At 39.4% G+C, this 26,085-nt stretch carries 17 protein-coding genes and 1 other annotated feature; of the genes, 10 read left to right on the forward strand and 7 right to left on the reverse strand.

Annotated elements, in window-relative coordinates:
• Positions 1–880: 880 nt before the first annotated feature.
• Positions 881–1,285: a hypothetical protein gene (locus AC3ANV_RS02080; protein WP_488312037.1), complete on the reverse strand. Its 405-nt coding sequence runs from the start codon at positions 1,283–1,285 to the stop codon at positions 881–883.
• 1,776 nt (positions 1,286–3,061) lie between these two features.
• Between AC3ANV_RS02080 and AC3ANV_RS02085 the strand changes: the two genes are divergently transcribed.
• Complete coding sequence (locus AC3ANV_RS02085; protein WP_488312038.1) at positions 3,062–5,149, forward strand: ATP-binding protein; 2,088 nt, start codon at positions 3,062–3,064, stop codon at positions 5,147–5,149.
• Between the two features lie 244 nt (positions 5,150–5,393).
• Here the strand turns inward: AC3ANV_RS02085 and AC3ANV_RS02090 are convergent, their stop codons facing one another.
• From AC3ANV_RS02090 to AC3ANV_RS02100, 3 genes are all read right to left on the reverse strand, one after another.
• Positions 5,394–6,725 carry an NAD(P)/FAD-dependent oxidoreductase gene (locus tag AC3ANV_RS02090; RefSeq protein ID WP_488312039.1) on the reverse strand — a complete coding sequence of 444 codons (1,332 nt, stop codon included), beginning with the start codon at positions 6,723–6,725 and terminating at the stop codon, positions 5,394–5,396.
• A gap of 195 nt (positions 6,726–6,920) precedes the next feature.
• Complete coding sequence (locus AC3ANV_RS02095) at positions 6,921–11,345, reverse strand: pullulanase X25 domain-containing protein (protein ID WP_488312040.1); 4,425 nt, start codon at positions 11,343–11,345, stop codon at positions 6,921–6,923.
• Positions 11,346–11,626: 281 nt separating this feature from the next.
• Complete coding sequence (locus AC3ANV_RS02100) at positions 11,627–13,387, reverse strand: glycoside hydrolase family 13 protein (RefSeq protein WP_488312041.1); 1,761 nt, start codon at positions 13,385–13,387, stop codon at positions 11,627–11,629.
• Positions 13,388–13,665: 278 nt separating this feature from the next.
• Here AC3ANV_RS02100 and AC3ANV_RS02105 point away from each other — a divergent pair, with 278 nt between their 5' ends.
• From AC3ANV_RS02105 to AC3ANV_RS02120, 4 genes are all read left to right on the forward strand, one after another.
• Positions 13,666–14,934, forward strand: a complete 1,269-nt coding sequence (locus AC3ANV_RS02105; RefSeq protein ID WP_488312042.1) for an extracellular solute-binding protein — start codon at positions 13,666–13,668, stop codon at positions 14,932–14,934.
• A 231-nt stretch (positions 14,935–15,165) separates the two neighbouring features.
• On the forward strand, positions 15,166–16,452 hold the full coding sequence (locus AC3ANV_RS02110) for a carbohydrate ABC transporter permease (RefSeq protein WP_488314109.1): 1,287 nt from the start codon (positions 15,166–15,168) through the stop codon (positions 16,450–16,452).
• Between the two features lies 1 nt (position 16,453).
• A complete protein-coding gene (locus tag AC3ANV_RS02115; protein WP_488312043.1) occupies positions 16,454–17,296 on the forward strand; it encodes a sugar ABC transporter permease in 843 nt (280 codons plus the stop codon).
• A gap of 42 nt (positions 17,297–17,338) precedes the next feature.
• A complete protein-coding gene (locus AC3ANV_RS02120; protein ID WP_488312044.1) occupies positions 17,339–18,370 on the forward strand; it encodes a LacI family DNA-binding transcriptional regulator in 1,032 nt (343 codons plus the stop codon).
• A 155-nt stretch (positions 18,371–18,525) separates the two neighbouring features.
• Here AC3ANV_RS02120 and AC3ANV_RS02125 read toward each other — a convergent pair whose 3' ends face one another.
• The 3 genes from AC3ANV_RS02125 to AC3ANV_RS02135 form a co-directional block, all read right to left on the reverse strand.
• On the reverse strand, positions 18,526–19,875 hold the full coding sequence (locus tag AC3ANV_RS02125; RefSeq protein ID WP_488312045.1) for an MFS transporter: 1,350 nt from the start codon (positions 19,873–19,875) through the stop codon (positions 18,526–18,528).
• Positions 19,876–20,252: 377 nt separating this feature from the next.
• Positions 20,253–20,402 (reverse strand): hypothetical protein, encoded by a 150-nt coding sequence (locus AC3ANV_RS02130; protein WP_488312046.1) that lies wholly within the window; start codon positions 20,400–20,402, stop codon positions 20,253–20,255.
• A 242-nt stretch (positions 20,403–20,644) separates the two neighbouring features.
• A complete protein-coding gene (locus AC3ANV_RS02135) occupies positions 20,645–21,442 on the reverse strand; it encodes an HAD family hydrolase (RefSeq protein ID WP_488312047.1) in 798 nt (265 codons plus the stop codon).
• Between the two features lie 193 nt (positions 21,443–21,635).
• Positions 21,636–21,904, forward strand: a binding site (T-box leader).
• A gap of 48 nt (positions 21,905–21,952) precedes the next feature.
• On the opposite strand from AC3ANV_RS02135, the gene metG reads away from it, so the two are divergent.
• The 5 genes from metG (at position 21,953) to AC3ANV_RS02160 (ending at position 26,067) form a co-directional block, all read left to right on the forward strand.
• Positions 21,953–23,587 (forward strand): methionine--tRNA ligase, encoded by a 1,635-nt coding sequence (metG, locus tag AC3ANV_RS02140; RefSeq protein WP_488312048.1) that lies wholly within the window; start codon positions 21,953–21,955, stop codon positions 23,585–23,587.
• A 53-nt stretch (positions 23,588–23,640) separates the two neighbouring features.
• Positions 23,641–24,018 (forward strand): RidA family protein, encoded by a 378-nt coding sequence (locus tag AC3ANV_RS02145; RefSeq protein ID WP_488312049.1) that lies wholly within the window; start codon positions 23,641–23,643, stop codon positions 24,016–24,018.
• Between the two features lie 414 nt (positions 24,019–24,432).
• Positions 24,433–24,732 (forward strand): hypothetical protein, encoded by a 300-nt coding sequence (locus tag AC3ANV_RS02150; protein WP_488312050.1) that lies wholly within the window; start codon positions 24,433–24,435, stop codon positions 24,730–24,732.
• Positions 24,729–25,169, forward strand: coding sequence for a hypothetical protein (locus AC3ANV_RS02155; RefSeq protein ID WP_488312051.1), 441 nt, complete (start codon positions 24,729–24,731; stop codon positions 25,167–25,169). Before AC3ANV_RS02150 ends, AC3ANV_RS02155 begins: the two co-directional genes overlap by 4 nt.
• Before the next feature lie 73 nt (positions 25,170–25,242).
• Positions 25,243–26,067: a hypothetical protein gene (locus AC3ANV_RS02160; RefSeq protein WP_488312052.1), complete on the forward strand. Its 825-nt coding sequence runs from the start codon at positions 25,243–25,245 to the stop codon at positions 26,065–26,067.
• The last annotated feature ends 18 nt before the right edge of the window (positions 26,068–26,085 follow it).

The following is a 26,085-nucleotide window of genomic DNA, read 5'->3' on the forward strand; positions in this document are numbered from 1 at the left end:
AAGCGTAGAAGGCCCATTGGGCTTTCCTACGCTTTTTACATTTAATTGTTTTAAGGAATATTAAAGTTTATCCGCGATTTATCAGAACAAAAAACCAATCATTAGTTTTACCCAACCGAAAAACGCCAGCCATAACGGAACACTCAGAGAAGTACCCCAAAATAGTCCAACCAAGAAATTACCCTGCCTGTCCATGAAATCCACTTCCTTTTGAAAGTTGTAGATTACCTTTGTGCTTTTCAATTGTGTTCTTTTTACTATAATTGCAAACGCTTTCAAAATAAATAGTCCATATTACCGAAATTGCTTAGATTACATCAATAGTAAATTTAATACCATATTATTATTTTCCTTATAGTAACAAATAAATAATAGGAGGAATAGGGAAGTGTGTCGGAAGGGGATTCATTGTTTTCGACAATTCTCATTAACGGAAAAAACATGTGGATTTTACAGGCTTTTTAAATAACGAATGAGTAAAAAAATTACTACCCATAAAGGAATAGATAAACCAATCCCCCAGAGGCAACCTTTCCCAAACTTTCTTCCATCATCTCTATCTGTCATCGTTCATCCCCCTCTGATGGAGCTACTCTTTGCTACTTTTTGTATTATTTTACCCGTTTCAGGATATATTTAATCATTTTGGTATATTCAATAGGTTAATAGAAAAATTATTATATAAAATGCTGCAGCTATTCGGCATTTTTTTTATGGAGCTATATCACAAGTAACTAGTAAAGCAGAAAGTTGAATTTTACTTCTGAGGACTTAGCAGTTTTTATAGGAAGATTTCGTAGCAGGATTCATCTTTCTATTAAACATGATGGGAACTAAGTAATCATTTCGACCTAGTTCGAAAGGATTACTTAGATTTACGTCAATCGTCTAAATCAACTTTAGCCAATTCTGAGAATAAAACACTTTGTGCCTCAATAGCAGTACCACCAATAGCTCTACCGAAAACATTAGCAATTACTTTATTACTATGCACAATGATTCGAACTTCGTAGTGCTCAATACCGCTAACAATCGCATCGAATAGAACCCATCTATTTGGTTGAAGATGAACTTTATTTCCCGGAACGAGCGTGGTTCCATGAAATACAGGGATTAAAGTTGGGCCTGATCCTATTTCATTTTCACCAGTATCCCAATTGTATACTTCAATCGTAATAGAATGACTGTGATCATCGAGATTAAAAACTTCTATATGAGTATCTACGGCAGTTAGTGAGCCGACATTGTTTAAAACACCTGTAGTATATATCCTAGTTTTGCTCAAATATAACACCCCCATTACTAGTAATACAATAGTTTATGGATTTCTAGTAATATGGTGTGTGCAAGTAATGTATTTAAGATAAAAATATCGATTGCCAAAGTAGGTAAAGTATTTTTGTATGTTGAGGAATGATATAAAATTGGTTCTACTTCATAGGGCTGTGAGAAGTGCGTGGGCGTGTCTGAATGCATGTCCCATTTGGACAAGGGAAGGAGAAAAAAGCGTGATCCAGTCTGAATACGGGTCTCATTCGGACAGGGCGAGGCCAAAAAAGCGAGAGCGTGTCTGAATGCGGGTCTCATTCGGACAGGGCGAGGCCAAAAAAGCGAGAGCGTGTCTGAATGCGGGTCTCATTCGGACAGGGGAAGGAGAAAAAAGCGTGATCCAGTCTGAATGCGGGTCTCATTCGGACAAGGCGGGGCCAAAAAAGCGAGAGCGTGTCTGAATGCGGGTCTCATTCGGACAGGGCGAGGCCAAAAAAGCGAGAGCGTGTCTGAATGCGGGTCTCATTCGGACAAGGCGGGGCCAAAAAAGCGAGAGCGTGTCTGAATGCGGGTCTCATTCGGACAGGGCGAGGCCAAAAAAGCGAAATCCAGTCTGAATACGGGTCACATTCGGACAGGGCGAAGAGAAAAGTAAGTGAGCATGTCTGAATACGGGTCACATTCGGACAGGGCGAGGCCAAAAAAGCGAAATCCAGTCTGAATACGGGTCTCATTCGGACAGGGCGAGGCCAAAAAAGCGAAATCCAGTCTGAATACGGGTCACATTCGGACAGGGCGAGGCCAAAAAAGCAAAATCCAGTCTGAATGCGTGTCTCATTCGGACAAGGCGAGGCCAAAAAAGCGAAATCCAGTCTGAATGCAAGCCTCATTCGGACAGGGGAAGGCCAAAAAAGCGAAATCCAGTCTGAATGCAAGCCTCATTCGGACAGGGCGAGGCCAAAAAAGAGAGATCCAGTCTGAATACGGGTCTCATTCGGACAGGGCGAGGCCAAAAAAGCGAAATCCAGTCTGAATACGGGTCACATTCGGACAGGGCGAGGCCAAAAAAGCGAAATCCAGTCTGAATACGGGTCACATTCGGACAGGGCGAGGCCAAAAAAGCGAGAGCGTGTCTGAATGCAAGCCTCATTCGGACAGGGGAAGGCCAAAAAAGCGAAATCCAGTCTGAATGCAAGCCTCATTCGGACAGGGGAAGGCCAAAAAAGCGAAATCCAGTCTGAATGCAAGCCTCATTCGGACAGGGGAAGGCCAAAAAAGCGAAATCCAGTCTGAATGCAAGCCTCATTCGGACAGGGGAAGGCCAAAAAAGCGAAATCCAGTCTGAATGCGTGTCTCATTCGGACAAGGCGAGGCCCAAAAAGCGAGAGCGTGTCTGAATGCGTGTCTCATTCGGACAAGGCGAGGCCCAAAAAGCGAGAGCGTGTCTGAATGCAAGCCTCATTCGGACAAGGCGAGGCCAAAAAAGAGAGATCCAGTCTGAATGCGTGTCTCATTCGGACAAGGCGAGGCTCAAAAAGCGAGAGCGTGTCTGAATGCGGGTCTCATTCGGACAGGGCGAGGCCAAAAAAGCAAAATCCAGTCTGAATGCGTGTCTCATTCGCGAGGCAGTTTTGTCCTTGATGATAACTTGTTATTTTTTTTGTGTTAAATCTTCTATAAACTGTTGTAAAATGAGGAATATAGGATAATATACCAAAAAAGGTATGAATCATAAGCTGGATTTCTTACAGTGCCGAAAATAGATTATACCAAGTGATTGGGGTTAGTGTGGATGGTAAATAACCAAACGAGGTATTCTCGTCTTGCAAATATAACAAAATTGATCAATTCCAGGCTGGAATTACGTGAAATGTTGGGGCATGTAACAACGGCAATCTCTGAAGAAATAGTCCGATGTGATTCTGTTGGTATTTTTTTACCACAGGGGGATGGGACATTTAGAGGTTATGTTGGAAAACCTGAAACCATAAATGGTGTGACGCTTGATACGCAGGTGATTGATCCTGAAATAGATTTATTGGCAAGAGAAGTGATTGAAACAAAAAGAACCATCTACATCCCTGATACTTCAAAGGATAATCGACCCGATCCCGTACCGGTTGAAGCATTTAAAGTTAAATCTATATTAGCTCTGCCTGTCTCAATTGAGCAAGAGTTATTTGGACTGGTTTTTTTGTTTGATTATGGAGTTGCTATGAACTTAACACAGTCAGAAATTCAAACGGTTGAGGCCTATGTGAATATGGCTGCTGTTGCAATACGAAATGCGAAGTATTTATCACAAAAGGAAAAGCTTATTTCAGAAAAGCAGTTGTTACTTGATGTTACACGTGATTTATCTACTTGTTCCTCGATACAGGAAAGTCTCCAAAAATGTTTTTTCTACTTAGGAAAGGTTTTGGATAACAATAATATAAGGGTTCACCTACTGGATCCTATAGCAGATAGAAGTGTTAGACATGCGTGTAACGGGAAAAAAGAAGACTTGATAGAGACATGTAATAAGATAAAAACGGACCGAAGTTTTGATGCATTGATTCAAATTGTTATCAAAACAAAAAAAGCAATCTTCATCCCAAATGTATTCGCTGATGAAAGACTTAATCATGATTTATGTCGGAAATATGCTGTAAAAGGTCTATTTATGATCCCATTAGTTTCAATGGACGAGGTTTTAGGAATCATCTCAGTTGTCAATTTGGAAGAAAAAGATCTCATCTATACTGAATCGCAAATCCAGCTTGCACAATCTATAGTGGATGCCACGGCTTCTACGTTATCCAGCTTATTGTATATGAACCAACTTGAAAACATGATAGAAGTGCGGACAAAGGAACTTACCATTGCGAACGAGAAAAATATGAATGTAATTGAAAGTATAACAGATGGGTTCATTGCATTGAATAAAGAATGGAGATTTATTTATTTAAATAAGTATCTTAATCTACCTCTTAAAAAAACACCACAAGACGTATTAGACAAGAATATTTGGGAAGTATTTCCGAAAGCCGTTGATACAGTCTTGTATAAAGAATTTCATAAAGCAATGGTAGAACGGATACCGGTACATTTTGAAATCCAATCTGTCTATTCCGATGATTGGTATGAAATTGTTGCTTACCCGTATGACGATGGAATTTGTAGTCTTATTAAGGACATAACGAAAAAAAAGCAATATGAGAAGGAATTCAAAAGGTTATCGGGGCTGGATTTAATTGGACAAATGGCTGCGGGTATCAGCCATGAAATAAGAAATCCCTTGACAACAGTACGGGGGTTTTTACAGATATTAAACGAACAGGATGAAATCGAAAAGTACAAACATTACATAAATTTAATGGTTGAAGAGCTTGACCGTGCGAATTCGATCATTACGGAGTTCCTTTCAATGAGTAATACAAGGACAACGGATTTACAGAGATTAGATTTAAATTCAATCATCCGTGATATCGCCCCATTAATTGAGGTTGACGCCTTTAACCAAAATAAAAGGATAAAATTAGATACGAACAACATCCAAGAATTATTTTTAAATCGGAACGAGATACGCCAATTATTAATAAACCTATACCGTAATGGCTTAGAAGCAATGAGTGAAGGAAAGGCTTTAACGATAAGAACTTACATGGCAGATGATTGTGTGATTCTTGCCGTGCAGGATCAAGGAAAAGGGATTAAGCCTGAAGTATTAGAAAAATTGGGAACTCCATTCTTCACGACCAAGGAAAAAGGTACGGGCTTGGGATTAGGTGTATGTTATGCGATTGCTGCCCGTCATCATGCAAAAATTGAAATTCAAACAGGACCGGAAGGCACTACTTTTTTTGTTAAATTTAAAAGCGATCATGTACAAATGTAGAAAATGTATATGACCGCTTTTTTTGTCGTTTAGGAAACTATAAAATAATTTGGTATGGGTAGCTTGAAAAAGTTATCTGAATCCAGCTCCATAAGGAAAGCTTCGGCAGCATTAGCATCGCACGAAGAAAAAGCGATAGCTTTTTCGAGGAGCGCCCAGCGGCCAGTGGGATTCGCTCTTCTCCCTACGATAAGTCAGCACGGAAAAGCTAACGCTCTCTTTCAAAGCAGGCCTGAATTTTGTTTTAAAATCTCTTTTTCAGCAGACGGGTAAATATGGCAACTACAACTTTAGGATGGAAAAGATGAAAAGGAGTTCGAATTAAATTCATTACTCTGGCAAGTCGGATATAAATTTCTGAATCCAAAGCTGAAGCTTGATAGACTCTCTTGGTATACCACTGTTTAATCGGCTGTAAGAGAGATTTTTCACCTTTTATTTTAGGGTAGCGAAAGGCTTCTGTAGTAGCCATGTCCCATGGAGTTGCGATCAATTTTGAAATCTTTTTATGAAAACTTTGAGTGAAACCTTTATCAAGCTGTTCAGCTTGGTGAAGATATTTTTTTAACGCTAAAGCTTCCATTGCAGCGACAGAAATACCTTGACCAAAAAGCGGGTCAAAACGACAATGAGCATCACCAATAACCAAGAATCCTTCGGGAATTTCCTGAACTAGGTCAAAACGTCTGCGTACCTGGTAAGGGATTTTATGAATTTTTATATCTGAAATCGGTTCTGATTGTTTAAGGAAATCAAGCACGTCGGGAGCAGGTAACCGCCCTGCATAAGCAAAAAATTCTTCATTTGTTTGCGGTGCACGCTCATTCGCGTAACCGCTAAAAGTGACAGAGAACTGATTCTCTTCAATGGTTTGGATAAAAGCACCGTAAGGATTTTCAGGGAAGCTTGGTGAAATAAGGAGGTTAGTCCAGTCTGGACGGTCTCGGTCTATTAGACGGAATAATCCGGTAGCATAGAATAATTGAATCCAAACCTTTTCTTCCTCAACCTCTATACCATAGGTTTTTAACCATTCAATACTCTTTGAACCAAATCCACTAGCATCAACAACAATGTCCGCATAAAGCTCTTCTTCCATTCCTGTTTTCAAGGATCGTACGCGAACCCCAAGGATTTTGTTTTGCTGACGATCTACAATCAACTGCTCCGTCATTGTTTCATATCTTGTGGTAATATTGGAAACTTGATTAATGCGTTTCTGTAAATGCCATTCAAGCATAGGGCGACTTTGCTGCACCATGATTAATTCTCCGGAAAATGGCTTTTTCCAGAAACCAAAATGATGCCATTTCAAATCTCCGGTAAAATTTGTTACGATACTTCCATCTTCGATCAATTGGTCCGTGAACTGCGGGAACATTTTCTCAATTGCTTCTTCTCCGCTTTTTAATAGGACATGGGGTTGAAAGCTTTGAGGTACTCTCTTTCTGGGTGTTTTATCTTTATACTCCCGATCAGCTTCCAAAATGAGTACTTGTTGAAAACAAGAAGACAAAGCCTTAGCAGCTAATTTTCCTGCAATACCTCCCCCAATAACAATCGCGTTTTCTTTCAAGCTTTTTCTCCTCCGTTCTAATTGTCTGCAACATATAATCATATTGTAGTAGGTTAACTTGGTCTAGTCACTAATTTCAGTGCCCGGTCACTTAAGAACAAAACTGGGGAGGACTGTCCTTAATAACGGGCGCTAACGCTTTTCTTATACAAGGACAAAAAGGTCTGCCCGTACTTGGCAGACCTTATAAACTACTTATTTAGTTTCACTAATTGTTTTTGTTTGGACATCGATTAGGTAGTTCTTTGTATTCTTGGTTATGGCACCGCCGTCCCCTTTAAAGATGGTGGACTTGGTCGTGTCAGTTGGCTCAATGTGAACAGGTACTTGTGTCTGCCCTGCTTTTAGGGTAAAGGATTGAGTGAAATTCATATCAGTCCCGACTGTTACTTTTCCCCCGTTGATGGTGAGGTCAGAGCCTTTAATCGCATTTCCTTTGACGGTCATAGTCGAACCATTTACATCGATTTGGCTGACTGCCAATGGCTCGTCAATCCAGCGTAGAATGGTATCCTGTACAACCATTTTGTTATTGCCCTGGTTGGTGACCACAATTTTCATATCGGTTCCTTGTGCACCATAGCCATAGTAGCTGATATCGTCATCCGTATGATTGGCTGGTGTATGGTCTGCCAGCCCTTCATGATCCCAGGTATTGTCCCTCGTATATTTATACGTAAGCTCAGTTCCTTCCTCCAACTCCGCCGTATATTCCCAATCAGGGGTTACGGCGCCGTTGCGGCTCATTTCCCAAGCACTGGTATTCCAGCCGTTTAGGCTTCCAGGTATATTCACTTGGGCCGTCAAAGGTGTATAATCTGGTGCATGTACCTTAAAGGTTACCTGTACCATGACAACTTCAGGAGTTACATTTACCGTGTTGGATTCCACAAAGTTCCCGGCTCGGTCATAGACACGCACTTGATAGTGGTAGGCTGTTCCGTTTGCCACCTGATAATCACGGAAGGTGAGGGTGCTGCCGTCCGCGGTTGTAAGCATTTGACCGTCACGATAAATAACCGTTTTAAATGGCTGATCCGGCTGCGTGAGTTTCCAGTTCAAGTTGACCTGACCTGACTCTTTAATCGGTGTGTCCAAAGTAACTTCCTTGGCAGGAGGGGTAGTATCTGTCGTGCTGTGTGTATAGGTCACTTCGCCCGTTGTGGAGTAAACCAACGTCTTTCCTAAATCCGGCGTAAAGACCATTCGGTATTCATACGTACCTGCTTCATATGCCGTAAAGCTTCCCTGAAACGCATTTGCTTGGTCTCCCTGAGCCTGGCCGTTATACAGGGCCTGGTAAGATGTCCAAGCCGTTTGGCCCTTCGGCCTTACTTGAAGCTCGGCTGTGATTCCTTCTGCTGCACCGGTTTCTGTCGCACCTGTCAGGTAAAAATCCGCTTTTACATTAGAGGTCTGCGCCAGATTTAGCTCTCCGTTATCCAATACAGTCAGGTCCTTGATGCTAGCTTTACTAACATCATAATGAGGGACAAGACCGGCAGTGACAGCAGGGGGAGATTCGTTTCCGTTTTTATCCACGGAGGTCACTTTAAAATAGTAGGTACGGCCATTGTTCAAATCGGAAATGTTCACAGTTGTAGATGTCGTTTCCTTCACTTTTGTCCATAATCCGCCGGCAACAGTAGATTGATAGACATAGAATTTTGTGCCATTTCCTTTCCAGCTTAAAGAGATCTGTTTGGAACCCTCTGTATCGGTTACATGTTTAACCGGCTCCGGTTTTGTCACTTTATTTAAGCTAATAAGCATTCTTCCTGATTCTGCCGGTACTGTCAACGAAAGTTTGCCATTATTCGTACCCGCCACGTACTTTTGATCCAATTGGTCCATAAACCAAAGCCCATTCATCAGCAGATCTTTTGTATCGATTTCAACCGTTTGTGCTTTTGTTCCTCTGTTGATAATGACGAGACCGGATTTCGATCCTTTTGTACGCAGGTAGGCTAACACATCACCCTTTGCGTAAACATGGTGCAGATCTCCATGGGCAAATAAGTCGGCGTTTTTCTTGCGAATTTGACCGATTTTTTTATAGTGATTAATCAGGTCTTTGTTTTCTTTTCCCCACGGATACGTACGACGGTCATCGGGGTCTTTGGATCCTGTTTGACCTGCTTCGTCTCCATAATAGATGGTCGGGGCTCCGGGGTAGCCCATTTGAAGGATAGAAGCCAGCTTCAATCGCTTCACGCCTTCATTGTAATTGTAGTTCGGATCTTGTTCTGCTCGGTTATATGTATCCGTGCCGTTGCCCAGCAGGAATACTGCCCGCGCCGTATCATGGGAACCCATCAGGTTCATGAGAGCATAAAAGGCTTCCTTCGGATAATCCTCCTGTACAGCCATTAGCGCGTTTTGTGCATTTTCTGCATTGCCGTTTTTCAAGTAATCCAAAATGGCCCCGCGGAACCGATAATTCATGACAGAGTCAAATTGATCCCCTAAAAAGTATTTGGAGGCATCATCCCAAATTTCTCCAAGAATGAGAGGCTTTTCTCCTGCTTGAAGGGTACTGCCGGCTCCTGTCATGTTCTTAGACTTCATTTGATTGCGGAATTCCTGCCAGAATGAGCTGTCCACTTCATTGGCTACATCCATGCGCCAGCCTGATGAACCGCGATTTACCCAGCTTTTTCCTACAGAGTCTTTATCATACATCATGTAGTTGTCATATTGTATGTTGTTCAGCTCACTTGGGTGGTTGACCTTTGTGCCGGTAACGGATTGGAATACAGGGAGACTATCATAGCCCCACCAGCCTTCATACTTATAATGCTCTCCGGTCGAAACACCGTTGACTTTTTCATTAGGAACTTTAACATTTTCAATATGGAACCAGTTTTCAAAGCCGTACGGGCTAAAGGTTTGTCCTTCGGCTACCAGTTGCTGCTTGGCTTTTTCCTTGGCAGCCGTTTCAGACACTTTTTCTTTATTCATCAAATCGTAAATACGGGACCAGTATTCATAGGCACCCACTGTTTTATATTTGTGGTAGCGGTCAAAATAGATAGAATCATCGGACACATGATTAAATACCCCGTCCAAAATCAGGTGCATATGCCGTTTTGATAATTCCTTGGCAAAATCCTCGAATTCCTTTTCCGTACCAAACATCGGATCTATCTGTTTATAGTCAGTTGTATCATACTTATGGTTGGATGGTGCATCGGCGATTGGATTTAAATACAATGTATTGACACCAAGAGATTGCAGATAATCAAGCTTTGCCTTGATACCGGCAATGTCCCCTCCAAAGAAATCGTTGCTCCATTCACCGTCACCGGTATAGGAAGCAGTGCCTTGTTCATTTGGATTGTCCGGCAGGGCGGACCAGGACGTCGGATGTTCAATAGGCTGGCTGCCGCGGGCTCCTATCTTGTCCTTTACATGGTCATTTGCTTTGTTTCCGTTATAAAAGCGGTCCGGATAGATTTGATAGACAACGGCTTCCTTCATCCAATCCGGTGTTTGATAGCCCGGGTCGAAAACCGTCAATTGGAAGAGGCCTGCATTTTTATCTACAGCTGTTCCGGTATGACCTTCCTGGGTGTCTTCCCCGTATTCCGCTGTTGCATCTTGGTCACCGGCAATGAATTTATATCCGTAGAGGCCTTTGTCAGCCGGTTTAAAAGTGGCTTCCCAGAATTCAATGGCACCTTTATCTTTTGTATCTGTCCAGCCCGCATTCTTCATGGAAAGGACATTTGTGGTGCCGGTAGTATAGTTTTTCACATACAGGCTGGCTCTCGTAAGGTCGCCCTTCTTAGCCGAAAAACGTAATGTTACAGGCTTCCCTGCAGGAACTGCCCCAAACGGCGAACGGTATACCTGGTCCCATGAATCATGATAAAGAGCATTCTTATCTACCAATCCGTCAGATCCTGCAGGTTTATAATCTGTAGAAACTTCTTTTGTTTGGCTGTTATAGTAGAATGTGATCGTTGAATCAGAGAGTACATTCAGCTTCATATTTTCAGCAGGGTATGATTCAGTCCAGTCTTTGCCTAATACAACCTTGTATTCGTAGTTGCCTCTTGGTACCTTTGCGGTTAAGGAATAGACATTGTCAAAATGTGTGTCCTCCAGCAACGCTGTTGAGTCTGCCGGACTCCATGCAGAACCTGCCTGAATGGCAGGCTGGATCGTTCCGACTAAACGAGGCTTTTTGTCTTCTGTCACAAGGGTGTAATGGGTACTATCAGCAATAGCGTGTGTATTGTCATTGTAGTAGAAGGTGATTTCTCTTTGTTCAGTCAGATTTAGTTTAATGTTGTTCCCGCCTGGCACTCCGCCATCTCCATAATTTTCGGACCAGCCTCCGCCAATGGCAATTTTGTATTCATAATTACCTGCAGGTAATGTACCGGTATAGGTATACAGACCATTTCCCTGGTAGGTCATTTGCGTTTTGGCAGAAGCCGGATCCCAATCTCCTGAATTTCCCAACACTGTCTGTAGGCTGCCAACAAGTACAACCTGTTTTGGTGCTGATTCTGCCGCTTTTGCTGTTTGACTTGTCATAAGTCCTGAAAACAATTGAAGAATTAGTCCAACTGCGGTTACAAGCGACAGCAGTGTTCTCTGCTTTCTCTTCATGAAAAATCTCCTTCCTCTTACTTCCTTTTAATAGGGAAAGCGTTTGCGCGAAATTGCACAAAAAATCAATATTCATGATGTTTAGAGAACCTTTAGTTATGCAAACGTTTGCACAATTACTTTCAAAACTAATTATATCTTTTTCTCAGCACAAATCAATAGAAAAATAGAAATGAAGTCTAAATTTTCTGATTTAAATAAAGGGGAATACTCCAAAAATATATTTATGCTAAATGAAAAAATGAGGCTGACTCAATCAAGGGTCAGCCTCTAATCATCTATTAAAATTCCAAAATGGCAAAGTCATATCTTTTTAACTTGATGGTCAGATTCTTTTCCGATACAACCGATTCCTTATGATTCCAAAGGTTTTTCACTGTCTTTCCGCTAAGATTGAAAGGAAGAGTATATGAAGTCTCTTTATTACCAGTATTTAAAATAACGATAACCGTTTTTTTACCAGTTGTTTTTGTATAAGCAAGACAGATGTCGTGGTATTCAGGAGAAACAAAGGATAGCTCTCCATCATTTGCAAGCAATGGGTTTTCATCCCTTAATTGAATCAATTTTTGAATATGCTCAAATAGCTCGCGATTCTGTTTCTCCCGATCCCACTCCATACATTTGCGACAGCCCGGGTCCTGTCCTCCGGTCAAGCCAATTTCGTCTCCATAATAGATGCAAGGAGTACCAATAAACGTCAATAATAAGCTGTAGACTTGCTTTACACGTTCAATATCCTCTCCACACTCAGTCAAGATTCTTGGTGTATCATGGCTTCCGACTAAGTTGAAGGCAACCTCATTGATGTTTTTTGGATACATATGAATCACATGGGTCAAATTTTCAACAAACTCTTTTACCGTAATCGTTTGCTTTGCAAATAGGTTTAAAATATTGGTCGTCAAAGGGTAATTCATGACTGCATCAAATTGGTCACCGCGTAGCCATGGCATTGAATCATGCCAAATTTCCCCAAGAATGTACAAGTCCGGTTTGATAGCCTTCACTTCATTACGGAAATCACGCCAAAAAGCGTGATCCACTTCATTGGCCACGTCTAAACGCCAGCCGTCAATTTTAAATTCCCTTACCCAGTAGCGGCCAACCTCTAACAAATATTCTTTTACCTCAGGGTTTTCCGTATTTAATTTTGGCATAAAAGGTGTAAAGGCAAAAGTGTCATAATTGGGTTTCGGTTCCGTAATCAAGGGATACTCATGGATATGGAACCAATTTTTGAAACGCGAAGTTTCTCCGTTTTCCAGCACATCCTGAAACTGTGGAAAATAAAATCCGCTATGGTTAAACACGGCATCGAGCATCACCTTTATTCCATTCTTGTGGCAGACCTCAATAAGTTCTTTAAACGTTTCCTTTGTTCCAAATTGCGGATCTATTTCCATATAGTCAATCGTATCGTACTTATGGTTCGAATAGGCTTTGAAAATGGGAGTAAAGTAGATGCCGCTAACTCCTAATTCCTTTAAATATTCCATTTTTTCAAGGACACCTTCTAAATTGCCGCCAAAAAAATTGGTTTGCGTTGGATCAGCGCTTCCCCAAGGAAGAGTTCCATTAGGATGATTGTCTTTATTTCCGTTTGCAAACCTCTCCGGAAAGATTTGATACCAAACCGTATTTTGTACCCAGGCAGGAGCTTGGAATCGATCTGCCTGATTCAAAAACGGAAAGCAGAAATAATAAGCTGTATCATCCAATGGAGGCTCGGGATAGTATCCTTTTTCTGTAAAGCAAATCGATTCTGATCCGTCACTCAAAATAAAACCGTATCGGATTCTTTTGAAAGGAGGGATAACAGATACAAACCAATAATCAAACAATTGATCAGAGCCGCTTTTCACCATAACAGTTGTGGATGTTACCCATTTCTTTTCATTCCAATCATATGGGTCACCGTGAACAAGCGATATTTCTTTCACATCGTCTTTTTTTGTGCGAATTCGGATATGCAGCTCGTTGTTTGTGCAAACGTATGCATAGTTATCTTTCGGTCGGTGATAAATTGCTTCTTTAAACACGCCAACTTTCCTCCTTTTATTTATTGGATATATTAAGGTTATTTTATAGAAAAATGTATGTCAATAGCTAAATTTCCATCTTTATTTGTTACAAAAAAAGATAGCTATAATGAAAGATTATTAATATTTTTAAAAAAACTAGTTACAAAATGGATTATCCTCTTTATAATAAAGACTAAGTTGTGCAACCGTTTTCTCAAATGTAAGCGTTATTATTTATCCGAAGCGGTTGTACACTGCAAGAATCATATTTTTTATATTTTATAGGAGGGGTAGAAATGAAAAAAGCAGTTTCAGTTTTCATGATGATCGTCTTAATGCTAGGTATTCTTGCAGCATGCGGGCCGAAGAAAGATGATGCCGGCAGCAAAGCGGCCAGTACAAAAGAAACAGTAGCGGCTAAACCGGAAAAATTAGTCGTTTGGGAAGATAAAGATAAATCCGGCTGGCTTAAAAAGGTTGCTGCTGATTTTGAGAAGAAATATGGAATAAAAATCGAATACAAAGAAGTAGAAATGGCTACGAAAATGCGTGATCAATTACGTCTTGATGGTCCTGCAGGAACGGGTCCGGATATTGTAACGTTGCCGCATGACCAAATTGGTCAGCTTGCTACTGAAGGTCTTGTTTCCGAACTTATAGTAGATAGCGCGGTAACAAACAGATTTTCGAAAACTTCAATTGATGCAGAAACGTTCAAAGGAAAGCTTTACGGTCTTCCGAAGTCTTCTGAAACACCGGTATTTATTTACAACAAAGATTTAATGAAAGACGTTCCGAAAACGACTGATGATCTTTACAATTTCACTAAAGATTTTACTAAAGATGGAAAATACGGTTTCTTAGCACTTTGGGATAACTTCTATTTCGCTCACGGCATCATCGGCGGTATGGGCGGATATGTATTCAAAAACAATAATGGAACACTCGATCCAAATGATATTGGCTTAAATAACGAAGGTGCTGTAAAAGGTACGGAATTCATTCAAAAGTGGTATAAAGAAGGATTATTTCCTAAAGGTATCATTGGTGAAAATGGCGGATCTGCAATGGATGGACTTTTCACAGAGGGTAAAGCGGCTTCTGTAATGAGCGGACCTTGGGCATTTGATCCATATACGAAAGCAGGAATTAAAATTGGAATCGCCCCACTTCCAACGCTTCCTAACGGTGATCATATTAAAACCTTCATGGGTGTTAAAGGATGGCATGTATCTTCATTCTCTAAAAACCAAGAATGGGCTACTAAATTTGTCGACTTTATTACAAGTGATGACAATGCGAAATACCGTTTCACACAAACTTCTGAAGTTCCAACAAACAAAGCATTACTTGATGATTCGGCCATTAAAAATAACGAAGGTGCAAGAGCTGTAGCAGAACAATCCCAATATGCGGTTCCTATGCCAAACATCCCTGAAATGGCTCAAGTTTGGAAGCCGATGGCGGATTCCCTTCAAACAGTTGTTACTGGTAAAGCTGAACCTAAACAGGCTCTTGATAACGCAGTAAGCCAAATTAAAGCACAAATCAAATCTACGAAGTAATCCCTAAGTCGGCAGTACCTGCCAGGTAGGTACTGCTGACTATTAACGAAGAACTGGTTATCTGAATATTGGGAACATCAGCTTTTTTTCAGAGGCTTTATGGAGGAAAAAATACTTTTTTCCTTCATAAAGCCTCTGAGCTAACTAATTGCCATTAAGAAAGGGGGATTGAAGTGGATGTCTAATACACTATCCAATTCAACCAGCCAACGAAAAAGGGGCTTCCAGGGAATGCCTGAAACACGACCCAATTCAACCGGTCATCGAAAAAGAGCGCTCATCCTTTCCATTATTCCGGGGGTAGGGCAGCTCTATAACAAACAAGTTTTAAAAGGAATATCGTTTCTCGTATTAAGCACAGCGTTTTTCTATGTTTTTAGTGACTTACTCAATATGGGATTGTGGGGGTTGGTAACATTAGGAACCGAAGTGCCTCGCGACCATTCTATTTTCCTTTTGGTAAAAGGTATTTTAGCTATCATTGTGATTGTTTTTGGTCTTAGTTTTTATATTTTTAATCTGCGTGATGCCTATAAGGTAGGAGAGAAGCGCGATCGAAAGGAACCAATCACAACTCTAAAGGAACAGTATCAGAATCTTACTCAAAGTGGATTTCCTTATTTAATTATGTCACCGGGATTCTTACTTTTAGTGTTTGTTGTTATTTTTCCAATTATCTTCGTCATCCTGCTTGCATTTACGAATTATAACCTTTATCATTCTCCGCCGGCAAAGCTGGTCAGCTGGGTAGGATTGAGAAACTTTGCAGAAATTTTTACAGTAGATATATGGCGTCAAACATTTTTTTCTGTCTTAGCTTGGACATTAGTGTGGACATTCGTTGCTACAACCTTTCAAGTCGCATTGGGAATCTTCTTAGCGATCCTTGTGAACCAGAAAGAGGTTAAAGGAAAAGCGTTTATCCGTACTGTCTTTATTTTACCATGGGCTGTTCCGGCATTTGTTTCAATCCTTGTTTTTGCGGGAATGTTTAACGAATCATTCGGCGCTATTAATCGGGACATTCTTGGTTTTCTTGGCATCAGCGGACTCCCGTGGATGACGGATTCGCTTTATACAAGAATTGCCTTAATTTTAATTCAAACCTGGTTAGGTTTTCCGTTTATCTTTGCCATGACAACGGGCGTACTTCAATCCATTCCGACAGAGTTGTATGAAGCAGCTACCGTAGATGGTGCTTCTAATTTTCAAAAATTCAAAAACATTACCTTACCGCTTGTTTTGTTCGCTACAGCTCCGGTTCTAATAACTCAATATACATTCAACTTTAATAACTTCAACCTTATCTATTTATTTAACGGTGGAGGGCCTGCTGTTACAGGCCAGAACGCCGGTGGTACAGATATCTTAATTTCGTGGATTTATCGTTTGACGATGACATCTGCTGAATATTCAAAAGCGGCTACACTTACTTTGCTGCTATCTTTAATTGTTATTTCCGTTGCACTATGGCAATTTAAGAGAACAAAGTCATTCCAAGAAGAGGATATGATGTGATATGAATATGAAGACTCAGAAGTATATTCGACTTTCGTTAACTTATTTAGTCGTTTTGGCTATGTTCGTGATAATTCTATATCCGTTGGCTTGGATTATTGGCTCGTCTTTTAATCCGGGACAAAGTTTATCGGGATCCAGCATTATTCCAAAACATGCTACCTTGGCACATTATAAGCTGCTTTTTAACTTGGAAAAAAGCAATTATCTATACTGGTATATGAACTCTTTAAAGGTTAGTTTACTAACCATGATTTTTACTGTAATCCTTGTTAGTCTAACAGCTTATTCTTTTTCAAGGTTTCGTTTTGCCGGGAGAAAAAATGGATTAATGACCTTTTTGATTTTACAGATGATTCCAAACTTCGCAGCACTAATCGCTATATACATTTTAGCAACTCTTACACATCTCATTGATACCCATATCGGCTTGATTTGTGTTTATGTAGGCGGCCAAATTCCTATGAATACATGGCTGATGAAGGGTTACTTAGACACCATTCCGAAAGAGCTTGATGAGTCGGCGAAAATTGACGGTGCAGGGAATCTTAGAATCTTTTTTCAAATTGTCATGCCGCTTGCAAAGCCCATTATTGCCGTAGTTGCTTTGTTCGCCTTCATTGCACCTTTCGCAGACTTTATTATTGCCAGCATTTTACTTAGAACGGAAAAAAATTATACATTAGCTGTTGGTTTATATGATTTAGTTGCCAAACAGTTTGGGAATGAATTTACTACGTTTGCCGCAGGGGCTGTATTAATTGCTATTCCGATTGCTATTCTTTTCTTGTCATGTCAGCGATTTTTTGTATCCGGTTTAACCGCGGGCGGTACAAAGGGTTAATGATATAATAGGTTTAACAATTGGATATGAGGAAGTGAAAAAATGGCCGTTACAATTAAGGATGTGGCAAGGTTGGCCAATGTAGCTCCGTCGACTGTATCAAGAGTAATCGCTAATAGCCCGCGGATCAGTGAAGATACAAAACGGAAAGTAAAAAAAGCAATGGAGGAGATTGGGTATCATCCGAACTTAAATGCCAGAAGTCTTGCCAGCCAATCAACACAAACGATCGGGATTGTCATGCCGAGTTCGGGAGATGCCATTTTTCAGAATCCATTTTTCCCTTCCGTATTACAGGGAATAAGTGAGGGAGCCCGTGAAAACAATTATGGTTTGCATATGACAACCGGGAAATTAGAAAAGGAAACACTTGAAGCCGTTATTAATATGGTACAAGGGAAACGAGTAGATGGAATGATTCTTCTAAATTCAAAAGTAGAGGATAAGGTCATCTCTTATTTGAGAAAAATGGATTTTCCTTTTGTTATCATTGGAAAACCTTCAAAACATGTAGAAGAAATCACACATGTTGACAATGATAATGTTCGTGCCATGAGAGAAGCGACTGAATATTTAATAGACCATGGACATCGGGATATCGCTTTTATCGGCGGAAGTCCGGAATTAATGGTCACAGTTGATCGTTTGAATGGGTATAAAGAGGCTTTGAAAAATGCAAACATCCCTATAAAAAATGAATATATCCTTCATGAGGAATTCCGAAGGGAAGGCGGTCAAGAGGCGGTAAGTGAGTTAATGGCACTTGCACAGCGCCCTACTTCGCTAGTGGTAGTGGATGACTTTATGGCACTTGGTGTACTTAGCACATTAAATGAATTAGGAATAAAGGTTCCGGAAGAAATCTCTGTTGTTAGCTTTAATAATGTGCTTTTGGCAGAATTGTCGAATCCGCCGTTAACATCTGTTGATATTAATATATTTGGGCTCGGGTATCAAGCATCAAAAAGCTTAATTCAACGAATTGAGAACCGTAATGAACCGACTAAGCGTATCATTGTAGCTCATAAATTGGTTGAACGTCTTTCATGCGGTGATCCAACGAAAGTAATGTAGGGTAAAAAAGAAGGTTTTTAACGTAACTTATTTTTTTACCAAAATTTTAAAGCGAAAAAGTCCAAGAGAGACTTTTTCGCTTTTTTATCGTTTAGGAAACTATAAAATAATTTGGACTCTTTTATAATTTTTTCATGTTAAATCCTAATAAGTAGTTAACTCATTTTCTCTTTTGCTACGATCCCTTTTTGATTTAATGATTCCTTTTGAATAAGAAAGGATGTTAGCAGGGCTAATATGCTTCCGAAGAAACCGAAAAGAAACAGATGATGGATTCCTTGCATAAAGTTTACACCGCTTGTTAATAAGGCCCCCATTATGGTTACGCCAATCGCTGTCCCCATATTCCGGCAGAACATAAAGAATGAGGTAGAGATTCCTCTTTCATGACCGTCAACAAGCTGCTGAACGCCAATCATCCCGACCGTGGTGAGTAAGCCAAACGCTAACCCTTGAACGATCATAACCGCAAATACAAAAACAAAACCATGGCTTGGATTTAGGAAGGTTAATAATAAACCGGAGAAGAATAATAATAGATTTCCAATAATTAATAGGATTCGATACCCATACTTTAGAATCCATTTTCCTGCCGGGACGGCAGCGGCCATCCATCCGATGGCGGTACCCAATAGGGCCACTCCACTCATGAATAACGAAAGTCCTGCGATATTTTGTAAGAATAATGGTACAAAACTGGCTGTCCCGAATAAAGCGGTTGTTCCAATAAAGGCATTGATGTTAATCTGTGCAATCAGCTTATTTTTAAACATGGAAAGCGGAACGATCGGTGACGTTTGTTTTTTCTCGTAAAAATAAAAAACAACGAGCAAGACGATTCCAAGTAATAAATATAAGGACCTATTTTCCTTCACAATCGTATCTAATAGAAGGAACGTGACACCGACAGCGAAGAGAACGGCACCAATATAATCGATCTTTGCTTTTTTGGGCTGATAATTTTCTTTATAAGGCAGCAGCGTAACAAACGCAATTAAACAAATGGGGAGGTTGACAAAGAAAATCCATCTCCAGGTCAAAACCTCAACGAAAAAGGATCCGAGTAAGGGGGCGAGAACAGCTGACAAGCCCCACATAGCTGTAAATAACGCTTGAATTCTGCCCCTTTTCTCGACTGAAAACAAATCTCCGGCAATGATGGCAGGGAAAGGCATCATAAAACCTGCTCCAATTCCTTGAACGGCCCGAAAGATAACCAATTGAACCATACTGGCTGACATCCCGCAAAGAAAGGATCCAACCAAAAATAATAAAATTCCAAATCCAAATACTTTTTTCCGTCCGAACAAATCAGATAATCTGCCGGCCACAGGAGAAAGAATCGTACTAGCAATCATATAAGACGCAAACGACCACGCATACAGGTCAAATCTGCCCAGCTCTTTTGCGATAATTGGCATCGTTGTGTTCATAATCGTTGAATCAATCGACGCTACCAACATGGCAAGAACAATACTGATCATTACGGTAGTTCTGCTACTCATTTAGTAATCTCCTTTTTCGTTCGATAAGCGGATTTCCTTACAGATCTCCCATTATCGAACAATATGATTTTTTTACCTACTATAAATGAAAATTCTCCAAAGCAAAAAGCATTTTTGCCTTGTTTTACCGTACTTAGCTTCCTCTTTGAAATGGTATTGCTACGATAAAATGTGGGGAGTTTGAATCCTGTTGGAGGAGTTTTTTTGAGTTTCTAATATCTTGAGCATGAGATATATTAAAGGAAATAGCCGATTGTGTCAAGCAAGCTGATTGTTCAGAAGTTTTGTTTTAGTAAGTGAAAAGTGAAACAATAATTGACATTCTTTTTACCGTTTTAGATGAAAATAAAAAACGCCAATAAATTGGCGCTGAAATGTTAGTATTTGTCTAAATCGGTATCTATTTGTGCTCCATACTTACCACGCGGTTCAGGAGCCTCGTCTAATACTATTGGCTTTTGAGAAGCATCCGAAGATAAATCATTATTTCTTTTATTTTTTAATGGTGCTTTTTCATTTTCATCCAATGGAATCACCTCCATTTATATAAGGTTTGGAGATGTGGGGGATTATATACATATTTTGATATATATAAAGTAAACATAAACAGGAATATATGGTGAAGGAGTAAAGCTATCTTATTTTTTCTGTTCACAGATGTCCAAAATTGTGCAATACAGGAGAGAAGTAGTGAAAAACAAGATTCTAGATTGCATAATTAAATAATGAAAAATACCCAAATAGCACCATTAAAAAGCCATAAAAAACTCTAAATCGCATATGATTCATATGATTTAAGAAGATAACGTTCGATAAACTCAGCTAATCCATCATTTTCGTGGTGTCCTGTAATAAAATCAGCTACTGCTTTAACCTTTTCGCTAGCGTTCCCCATTGCCACACCTGTACCGACATGACGAAGCATCTCTATATCATTGGGTCCGTCTCCAATGGCTACGACTTCATTTGGATTAATTCGAAATTCGGTAAGTAAGCTTTTTATCGCAGACCATTTGGAAACATTAGGAGCAACCATCTCAAACCCGTCATTCCAATCGATGACTTCTGCTTCCTTTTTAAACAAAGCAGAAATTTTCGGACTTGGTGCACCTGTTCGAACACTATATTTAAGAACATCTTGATAATTTGCCTGTCTTAAATCTCCAATATACCGTGGCGGAATTTGCCCAACTTTTGTCCAATAATCGATTTCTTCATTTGTTTCTTTACAATAAAGCCCATTTGCTGTATGGATAATAACATTACAAGGACTTTCAGCAGTCAGATGGTGAAAGCGTTCTTCGTTCAATCGGACGGTTTTCATTTGCATAATTCTTCCTGTCTCTGCATCGTGAATAGCGGCACCATTCAAACAGATCATCGGAGTTCGTAATCCAATTTCTTTATGGTAGGGAGCGGTTACTTCATAGTGTCGACCAGTGGCTAGAAAAACCTTAACTCCCTGATTAATGAGCCTATAAATGGCTTCCATATTTCGGCGGGAAATGTAGTTTGAGGCTTTTAATAGTGTACCATCCATATCAATAAATATTGCACGCACATTCATCTATACTGCCTCCTCATTCGTTGTTAAAACAATCATATCAGCTGAATATTAAAGCCTAGTAAACTCAGTGTATAGATTAAATGAAGTTTATTGGGAAGCAGGAGACGGTTCTCTATCTGAGTTATATATTTAACCTTCTATATAACGCTTTTATATTTTAAATTTTTGTGTAATAATAAGGAAAATATATTTGTTAAACGCGATGATGAGGAAAGTAAGTCAACCTTCATTTTCTTACAGAGAGCTTCGGTAGCTGAAAAGAAGCAGAAAATAGTTGATTGAAAATGGCCTTTGAGCAGCAAAGTCGACTTTCATTTAAATGAATTAGACCTTGACGAGATTTGGCACTCGTTATATATGTCAAAGTATAAGAGTGATTCATTCGCTCCGTACTTATTGAGGCTGATAATGTAAATTATTAGTGAATTAAGGTGGTAACACGAGATATACCTCGTCCTTAGACAATCATTTTGTCTAAGGGCGAGGTTTTTTTATTTAGGGAGGATAAATATGACCATTTTTATCGGAGGAGCATGGCCTTATGCTAATGGTTCACTGCATTTAGGGCATGTAGCAGCTTTATTACCAGGTGATATTTTAGCAAGGTATTACAGACAGAAAGGAGAAAAAGTGCTTTATGTGTCAGGAAGTGACTGTAATGGCACGCCAATATCAATACGAGCAAATCAAGAAAATACGACAACTGAAGCGATTGCAAACCGTTATCACGAAGAATTTGTAGATTGTTTTCAAAAGCTAGGTTTCACCTACGATTTGTTCACTCGTACAGATGCCGAACATCATCATAAGTCAGTACAGGCAATCTTTTTAAAGTTACTTAAAAATGGCTATCTTTACAAAAAGACGATTGAGCAGGCCTATTGTGAAACGGATCATCAATTTTTATCAGATCGATTTGTAGAAGGAATTTGTCCGAATTGCGTTGCGAAAGCAAGGGGGGACCAATGTGATAATTGTTCTGCTATTTTAGACCCACTTGATTTAATTGATAAGAGATGTAAGATCTGTGGGAACCAGCCCACCATTAAAGAAACAGAGCATTTTTATTTCGCGTTTAGTCAATTTCAGAAACAATTAGAAGCATTTGTGGGGAAAGCGCAGCAGGAAAATAGATGGCGTGAAAATGCGATTACATTAACAACTCGATATTTAAAAGAGGGTGTACCCGACAGAGCTGTTACGCGTGATTTGCCAAATGGTGTTGATGTCCCAATAGCAGGCTTTGAAGGTAAGAAAATTTATGTATGGATTGAAGCAGTGGCAGGCTATTTAACAGCAAGTATCGAATGGACGAAGCAACAGAACGAAAATATAAAAGATTGGTGGAATAAAGACACCATTTCTTATTATATTCATGGGAAAGATAATATTCCGTTTCATACTGTCATTTGGCCTTCTATTCTAATGGGCATCAATAATCACTCTTTACCAACACATATTATTTCGAACGAGTATTTGACATTAGAAAAGCGGAAGCTATCGACAAGTCAAAATTGGGCTGTTTGGGCTCCAGATATTTTAGAAAGATATGATGCAGACTCTATCCGTTATTTTTTAACAATCAATGCACCTGAAAATCGGGATACTGATTTTTCGTGGCGTGAATTTGTATATAGTCATAACAGCGAATTACTAGGGGCATATGGTAATTTTGTTAATCGTACGTTAAAGTTTATTGAAAAATCTTATGATGGTAAAACACCTGAAGGTAAGATTAATTCAGAAAATAAAGCTAAAATTGGTCAACTCTATAAAGAAGTTGGCTTACTTATTATGAATGCTCATTTTAAAAAATCATTAGAGAATATCTTTGAATTTGTGCGATATGCAAATAAATATTTTGATGAGCAGAAGCCATGGATTCAAATTAAAGAGGAAAAATCCTTATGTGATAATACAATGTCAAATTGTATCTATATAATTTCAAATCTTGCACAACTTCTTAATCCTATTCTTCCTTTTTCAAGTAAAAATGTTAAAGAAATGTTAGGATTAAATGAACTAAGTTGGGAGGAAATTGAAATAACTTCTATGTCTCTTAAAAAAATTAAACCACTTTTTAAAAGGATTGATTTAGAAAGAATTGAAGAGGAATTAGAGAGATTAAATGAAGGCATTTTATAATTAGTAATGATACCATGTTATTCCATACTTTATATCTAGAGGAGGAGTTTTATTTGTCAAGAAAGGCTTTTAGTGCATCTGGAGCTGTAGCTATTGGACCATATTCACATGCAATTGAATCAGGAGATTTACTTTTTTTATCCGGGCAAACTCCGGTAGACTCACAGACTGGAAAGCTTGTAGAAGGTGATATTGTTGAACAGACAAATCAATGTTTTAAGAATCTTTTCAATGTATTGGAAGCAGCAGGTTTAGCACCTGATAATGTTGAAAAAGTGAATGTATTCTTAACTGATATGAATAATTTCGCAGCAATGAATAAAGTTTATTCAAAACAATTTTCTGCTCCATATCCTGCTCGTACAACAATTGGTGTGTCATCCCTACCTCTAGGAGCACAGGTTGAAATAGAGATGATAGCTAGAAGATAAAATTCAGGTAAAGAGGGCTTGATCAAAATAGCTAGAGCCCATAAAAACCTCTATTTTTCTTAATGACACCTATATATGCTCTGACTGCATCCAAAATCTTATGTCTCCAGAAAAATGTTGTAGGAAAGCTTGCCCCCAATTTTTTAAACTAGACCTTGATTCTCTATATACCTTATCTTCAATAAGAATTAGAGCTGATCAGCTCTTTTTTTTGTAGTTACGAAGTAAACGAGTTATTGTATTAATTGTTGGGGATATTATTAAAACACTACTGGGGTTTCTGGATATTACCAAAACAAAGTTGTTCACAAAAATTTCATAAAATTTACTCCGTTTATCTATAGTTTTGTAATATATTTAGTTCGGTAATAAATGTGATAATAAGGAAAAATAAATAAAACGTGAGTGTTGCCCATGTATAAAACGTTAAAAGTCATTCATCTTTCCGCCGGATTAATCGGTTCTTTATTGGTATTACTCATGGCGTTCACAGGAATATTACTGAATCATCGTTCGCTGATTGGTTACTCTACCAATGGCGCGATGAAGTTGCAAGAATTTATTTTTGCCCTCCACTCCGGAAATGTAGCTAATACATCGATTATATGGCTAACCGATTTAGGAGCTATTTGCATGATGGTGCTGAGCATTACAGGGATCTGGATGTGGCTCAACTTAATTTTCAGAAGAAAAAGGAGAAGTAAACCACGATGAAAAAAATGTTCGCTGTGATAATCGGAGCTCTAATGGCAATCAGCTTGGTTGGATGTGGAACATCTGACAATAAAAGTGCCACAAAACCAAAACAGGACAATTCCATGAAAGGCATGAAAATGGGAGATGCCTCTTTGAAAAAAGCTTTCCAGGATGAATTGAATGGATTTACAACGATTGAGAACGATATAAATAAAGGTGACTTTCAATCAGCTACTACCTTAGCTAGCAGTCTCCATGATGAATTCCACGCCGCGATTCTACCTCCTTTAAAGCAGATGAAAGGAGAGACCTATGCTGAGAATATTCACGGAAAATACGATGAATTGCAAGATGCGGTTACAAGCAAAGATAAAACAAAAATCGCCCAACTTATTAAAGTAAACCGCGATAATCTCTACACGGCTGCAAAAATTCTAGGTGTTTCATTAAAATAATAGAATGATCAATTATAACCCCATTTCGTCTTGATAAATGGGGTTATTTTTTCGAGCGAAAGGAAGGATTGTTATGAAACTATACATGTTCGTTCTTCTTATGATTTCTACCCTACTGCTTTCTTCGTGTGGAGGAGCCGTTAACGTACCATATACAAAACAAAAGGATCCGGGTATGAACATGAAACCTGTAAAGGTCATACCAACCAACTCGGAGTGGACTGCCACAGGAAACCTGAGTCCCAACCGGGATGTACGTATCTCTATATTGATAAAGGACAAGAAAAATAGACCTATTACATCTTTCCAAACGATTGAAGAAAAATTGATGCACTTGATTGTAGTAAGTAAGGACTTATCGTATTTTGCGCATATTCATCCTACTTATAAAGGAAACGGATTGTTTGTCATTACCACAAGATTTCCGGCAGCAGGTGACTACAAGCTTACAGCGGATTTTACGCCAGTAGGCGGCGTCGATAGTAGTGTCCAATCCTACTGGGTGCATATAAACGGAAATGTCCCTCAAGCACAGCCCATTGTTCCTGACAAAAACTTAACAAAAGTAATAGATGGTTTGAAAGTAACTCTCTCTTACAATGAGTACAATATGATGGCAAATATGCCGTTAAATATGGAATTTACCTTTCAAGAGGCAAAAACAAATAAACCTATCACCAACCTTCAGCCATACTTAGGTGTGATGGGGCATATGGTAGCAATGAGTTCGGATGTAACAAAATATACGCATGTCCATCCCATGACCACAAAAGGAAATGGACCAAAGGTTACATTTATGGCGCTTTTTCCTCAAAAAGGCATATATAAAATTTGGGGTCAATTTCGACATGAGGGAAAGGTAATTGTTGTTCCTTTTGTAGTGAATGTTCCTTCTTAATAGATACATGGATCCCAA

Source organism: Neobacillus sp. DFD-2R, from assembly GCF_057747865.1.